The sequence below is a fragment of the Aeromicrobium piscarium genome, from assembly GCF_007421815.1.
Classification (GTDB): Bacteria; Actinomycetota; Actinomycetes; order Propionibacteriales; family Nocardioidaceae; genus Aeromicrobium; species Aeromicrobium piscarium.
Window position 1 is genome coordinate 1 of the sequence record NZ_VLNT01000036.1, and the last position, 5,393, is coordinate 5,393.

The window sequence follows — 5,393 nt, forward strand, 5'->3', positions numbered from 1 at the left end:
AAATGCGGCGAGGCCGCCCCAGGTGTGTTTGGGGCGGCCTCGCGCTAATGTTTGTCCGGCGACGTCCTACTCTCCCACACCGTCTCCAGTGCAGTACCATCGGCGCTGAAGGGCTTGACTTCCGGGTTCGGAATGTGACCGGGTATTTCCCCTTCGCTATGGTCGCCGTAACTCTATCAACCATCCAACTATCCAATTAATAGTCGGTGATGGTCTGGGAACCTCATAGTGGACGCGAACAACTCGAAAAGTATGTGTTGGGTGACAAGCCCTCGGCCTATTAGTACCAGTCAGCTCCACACATTGCTGTGCTTCTACTTCTGGCCTATCAACCCAGTGGTCTGCTGGGGGCCTTAACCCATGGCGGGTGGGAAACCTCATCTTGAAACGTGCTTCCCGCTTAGATGCTTTCAGCGGTTATCACTTCCGAACGTAGCCAACCAGCCGTGCACCTGGCGGTACAACTGGCACACCAGAGGTTCGTCCACCCCGGTCCTCTCGTACTAGGGGCAGCCTTTCTCAAGTTTCCTACGCGCGCGGCGGATAGGGACCGAACTGTCTCACGACGTTCTAAACCCAGCTCGCGTGCCGCTTTAATGGGCGAACAGCCCAACCCTTGGGACCTGCTACGGCCCCAGGATGCGACGAGCCGACATCGAGGTGCCAAACCATCCCGTCGATATGGACTCTTGGGGAAGATCAGCCTGTTATCCCCGGGGTACCTTTTATCCGTTGAGCGACGCCGCTTCCACATGCCAGCGCCGGGTCACTAGTCCCGACTTTCGTCCCTGCTCGAGCCGTCACTCTCGCAGTCAAGCTCCCTTGTGTACTTACACTCAACACCTGATTGCCAACCAGGCTGAGGGAACCTTTGGGCGCCTCCGTTACATTTTAGGAGGCAACCGCCCCAGTTAAACTACCCACCAGGCACTGTCCCTGATCCGGATAACGGACCTAAGTTAGATATCTAGTACGACCAGAGTGGTATTTCAACGACGACTCCACAACCACTGGCGTGGCCGCTTCACAGTCTCCCACCTATCCTACACAAGTCGAACCAAACACCAATACCAAGCTATAGTAAAGGTCCCGGGGTCTTTCCGTCCTGCCGCGCGTAACGAGCATCTTTACTCGTAGTGCAATTTCGCCGAGTTCATGGTTGAGACAGCGCCCAAGTCGTTACTCCATTCGTGCAGGTCGGAACTTACCCGACAAGGAATTTCGCTACCTTAGGATGGTTATAGTTACCACCGCCGTTTACTGGGGCTTAAGTTCTGCGCTTCGCCTTGCGGCTAACACGTCCCCTTAACCTTCCAGCACCGGGCAGGAGTCAGTCCGTATACGGCGTCTTACGACTTAGCACGGACCTGTGTTTTTAATAAACAGTCGCTTGGGCCTGGTCTCTGCGGCCTTCAACGCTTCCCACCGCAAGGGTGTTCACGTATCCGGCCCCCCTTCTCCCGAAGTTACGGGGGCATTTTGCCGAGTTCCTTAACCATGATTCACTCGATCACCTTAGTATTCTCTACCTGACCACCTGAGTCGGTTTGGGGTACGGGCGGCTACAGATCTCGCTAGATGCTTTTCTCGGCAGCATAGGATCACTCACACAACACCCGTAGGTGAAGTGGCATCGAATCTCAGACACACAGACGGCGGATTTACCTACCGTCAGTCCTACATTCTTACCCTCGGACTACCATCGCCGAGGATGAGCTACCTTCCTGCGTCACACCATCGCTTGGCTACTACCAGCTCGGGTCACACGCTCCACCAATCCCTGTCTCCGAAGAGACTGAAGATGGCTTCGGGTGCTTAGCATCACTGACCTCGCCAGGGACGATCTATCGCCGGTACGGGAATATCAACCCGTTGTCCATCGACTACGCCTGTCGGCCTCGCCTTAGGTCCCGACTTACCCAGGGAAGATTAGCTTGACCCTGGAACCCTTGGTCATCCGGTGGAAGAGTTTCTCACTCTTCATTCGCTACTCATGCCTGCATTCTCACTCGTGTCGCATCCACAACTCGGTCACCCGGCTGCTTCACTCGCGACACGACGCTCCCCTACCCATCCACACGACTGGACCACAAAGGCCTATCACATGTGTGAATGCCATAGCTTCGGCGGATTGCTTGAGCCCCGCTAAATTGTCGGCGCGGAATTACTTGACCAGTGAGCTATTACGCACTCTTTCAAGGATGGCTGCTTCTAAGCCAACCTCCTGGTTGTCTCTGCGACTCCACATCCTTTTCCACTTAGCAACCGCTTAGGGGCCTTAGCTGATGGTCTGGGCTGTTTCCCTCTCGACTACGAAGCTTATCCCCCGCAGTCTCACTGCAACGCTCTCACTTACCGGCATTCGGAGTTTGGCTGAGTTCAGTAAGCTGGTAGGCCCCCTAGCCCATCCAGTGCTCTACCTCCGGCAAGAAACACGTCACGCTGCACCTAAATGCATTTCGGGGAGAACCAGCTATCACGGAGTTTGATTGGCCTTTCACCCCTATCCACAGGTCATCCCCCCAGTTTTTAACCTAGGTGGGTTCGGTCCTCCACGCGGTCTTACCCGCGCTTCAACCTGCCCATGGATAGATCACTCCGCTTCGGGTCTAGATCATGCAACTCAAACGCCCTATTCGGACTCGCTTTCGCTACGGCTCCACCCCAACGGCTTAACCTCGCTACATAACACTAACTCGCAGGCTCATTCTTCAAAAGGCACGCCGTCACACCCACAAGTGAATGCTCCGACGGATTGTATGCACATGGTTTCAGGTACTCTTTCACTCCCCTCCCGGGGTACTTTTCACCTTTCCCTCACGGTACTAGTCCGCTATCGGTCATCGAGGAGTATTTAGGCTTAACGGGTGGTCCCGCCAAATTCACACCGAATTTCAGGAGTACGGTGCTACTCGGGGTCACGCACAAGAGCCACCAGCTTACAGCTACGGGGATCTCACCCTCTCTGTCCCGACATCCCAGCCGGTTCACCTTCACTGACGGTTTCTCACTCTTCGACCGCTCGGCAGAACGATCAGCACGGCCCCACGACCCCCCAGATGCAACGCCTGCCGGCTATCACACACCTGAGGTTTAGCCTCATCCGGTTTCGCTCGCCACTACTCCCGGAATCACGGTTGTTTTCTCTTCCTGCGGGTACTGAGATGTTTCACTTCCCCACGTTCCCTCCACACGCCCTATATATTCAAGCGCGGGTAACACGACATAACTCGTGCTGGGTTTCCCCATTCGGACATCCCCGGATCACAGCTCGGTTGTCAACTCCCCAGGGCTTTTCGCAGACTCCAACGTCCTTCATCGGCTCTCGATGCCAAGGCATCCACCATGTGCACTTAGTAGCTTGTCAACACTACAAAGATGCTCGCGTCCACTATGAAGTTCTCAAAACACCACCGGCACCACGCACCAGCCCCCACCAAACCCACCAGAAAACCCGGCAGTGGTATGAAGACCACGCAGCCCGAACAAGCCACCAGACAACAACGCCCGATGCCTCATAACCCAACAGTGTGCCACCCCCACCACCACACCCAAACAGCATGCATGATGAGCACCCTCTCCAAAGAGAGAGCAACGTAATCGACGTCCACTAAATGAGCAGCCACCGGGCACCACACACGGGCACCAACGGCGACAACAGCAACCACACCCAACAGGGCGCAGCCGCGCTACATGCTCCTTAGAAAGGAGGTGATCCAGCCGCACCTTCCGGTACGGCTACCTTGTTACGACTTCGTCCCAATCGCCAGCCCCACCTTCGACGGCTCCCTCCCACAAGGGGTTAGGCCACCGGCTTCGGGTGTTGCCGACTTTCATGACGTGACGGGCGGTGTGTACAAGGCCCGGGAACGTATTCACCGCAGCGTTGCTGATCTGCGATTACTAGCGACTCCGACTTCATGGGGTCGAGTTGCAGACCCCAATCCGAACTGAGACCGGCTTTTTCCGATTCGCTCCACCTCACGGCTTCGCAGCGGTTTGTACCGGCCATTGTAGCATGCTTGAAGCCCTGGACATAAGGGGCATGAAGACTTGACGTCATCCCCACCTTCCTCCGAGTTGACCCCGGCAGTCTCCTATGAGTCCCCACCATCACGTGCTGGCAACATAGGACGAGGGTTGCGCTCGTTGCGGGACTTAACCCAACATCTCACGACACGAGCTGACGACAGCCATGCACCACCTGTATACCGACCACAAGGGAAACCACATCTCTGCAGTCGTCCGGCATATGTCAAACCCAGGTAAGGTTCTTCGCGTTGCATCGAATTAATCAGCATGCTCCGCCGCTTGTGCGGGCCCCCGTCAATTCCTTTGAGTTTTAGCCTTGCGGCCGTACTCCCCAGGCGGGGCGCTTAATGCGTTAGCTGCGGCACGGAAACCGTGGAAGGTCCCCACACCTAGCGCCCAACGTTTACGGCATGGACTACCAGGGTATCTAATCCTGTTCGCTCCCCATGCTTTCGCTCCTCAGCGTCAGGAAATGCCCAGAGAACCGCCTTCGCCACCGGTGTTCCTCCTGATATCTGCGCATTCCACCGCTACACCAGGAATTCCATTCTCCCCTGCATCCCTCAAGTCTGCCCGTATCGAAAGCACGCTCAGAGTTAAGCCCTGAGTTTTCACTCCCGACGCGACAAACCGCCTACGAGCCCTTTACGCCCAATAATTCCGGACAACGCTCGGACCCTACGTATTACCGCGGCTGCTGGCACGTAGTTGGCCGGTCCTTCTTCTGCACCTACCGTCACTCTCGCTTCGTCGGTGCTGAAAGAGGTTTACAACCCGAAGGCCGTCATCCCTCACGCGGCGTTGCTGGATCAGGCTTTCGCCCATTGTCCAATATTCCCCACTGCTGCCTCCCGTAGGAGTCTGGGCCGTGTCTCAGTCCCAGTGTGGCCGGTCACCCTCTCAGGCCGGCTACCCGTCGTCGCCTTGGTGAGCCACTACCTCACCAACAAGCTGATAGGCCGCGAGCCCATCCTCCTCCGCCAGAACTTTCCACCACCCCACATGCGTGAGATAGTCATATCGGGTATTAGCCAGCGTTTCCACTGGTTATCCCCAAGAGAAGGGCAGGTTGCTCACGTGTTACTCACCCGTTCGCCGCTCGTGTACCCCCGAAAGGGCCTTACCGCTCGACTTGCATGTGTTAAGCACGCCGCCAGCGTTCGTCCTGAGCCAGGATCAAACTCTCCGTTGAAAAACAACAAAAAGCTCAACCCCAAAACACAGAACCACCAAAAACTGGCAGTAAACTGTCTCGGAATCGAGACACCCCACACGAATGCAGGATGCCTAATTAATTCAAAAAATCGTCGACTAAATGACACACTGTTGAGTTATCAAACATCAGACGCACACCAACGACC

General features: G+C 56.0%; 3 rRNA genes. All 3 read right to left on the reverse strand.

What is annotated here, in order from left to right:
* Nucleotides 1-53: 53 nt before the first annotated feature.
* Nucleotides 54-170 (reverse strand): 5S ribosomal RNA (gene rrf / locus FNM00_RS18540).
* 90 nt (nt 171-260) lie between these two features.
* Nucleotides 261-3,367: ribosomal RNA gene (locus FNM00_RS18545) — 23S ribosomal RNA — on the reverse strand.
* A gap of 337 nt (nt 3,368-3,704) precedes the next feature.
* Nucleotides 3,705-5,224: ribosomal RNA gene (locus tag FNM00_RS18550) — 16S ribosomal RNA — on the reverse strand.
* Together the 16S, 23S and 5S rRNA genes form the textbook arrangement of a ribosomal RNA operon.
* Nucleotides 5,225-5,393 lie beyond the last annotated feature (169 nt).